At 79.2% G+C, this 860-nt stretch carries 1 protein-coding gene; it reads right to left on the bottom strand.

The window, feature by feature from the left end; genetic code table 11:
- Positions 1 to 860: AAA family ATPase (locus EAO70_RS35915; protein ID WP_148006981.1), on the bottom strand; the 860-nt coding region annotated here is incomplete at both ends.

Raw genomic sequence — 860 nt, 5'->3', positions numbered from 1 at the left:
GCCCGCAACAGCTCCTCCGCCCCCGCCGCGTCCAGCGCCGCGACCGGCAGGACGTGCGCGGCCACGTCCCCCAGGTCCAGCGGCTCCCGGCAGGTCACCAGGACCAGGCTCTCCGAACGCTCCGGCAGCAGGGCCCGCGCCTGGGCCGCGTCCACGGCGTCGTCCAGGATCACCGTCACCGGGACCCCGGTCAGCTGCCGCTGGTACAACTCCGTGAGCCGGGACACCTGTTGGTCCGCCGTGGCGCCCTCCCGGAACAGCAGCCGCTCGCGCGGGGCGCCGAGCCGGTTGAGCAGATGGAGCAGCGCCTCCCGGGTGGCGAGGGGCCGTTCGTCGCTCGCGCCTCCCCGCAGGTCGACCACGCAGGCGCCGCGGAACTGGTCGCGCAGCGCGTGCGCGGCCCGCACCGCGAGCGCCGTCCGCCCGGAGCCCGGCTCGCCGTGCAGCAGGACCACCGTCGGCCGCGTCGCCGCCGACGCTCGCCCGGTCTGGACCCAGCGGGTGATCCGGGCCAGCTCCTCCCGCCGCCCCGCGAAGTCTCCGCCCGGGTCCGGCAGTTGGCTGAAGGAACGCTCCAGCACGGCCCGCCGCCGGGCAGCGGCGCTCCGGTCGGCCCCACGCAGCCGCTCGGGACGGACGGTCCCGGCCGGCCGGTCGGGGGCGGGCCACCTCGTGGGGCCGTTCGCGAGCGGGCCGGGCCGCCCACCCTCGCCGCCGACCGCCGCCGCCTCCCGCTCGGGGGCGGGCGCCTGCGCCGGTACTGCTCCCCGCTCCCTCTCCCGCTCCAGGAAGGGGAGCATCCCCCGGACCTCCAGAGCCGCCAGCCACCGCTCCCGCGCGGCCCCGACGGCACCGCCCGG

Origin of the sequence: Streptomyces sp. adm13(2018), assembly GCF_008042145.1 — a bacterium.
Taxonomy (GTDB): domain Bacteria; phylum Actinomycetota; class Actinomycetes; order Streptomycetales; family Streptomycetaceae; genus Streptomyces.
This window is presented reverse-complemented; position numbering and strand designations above follow the sequence as displayed.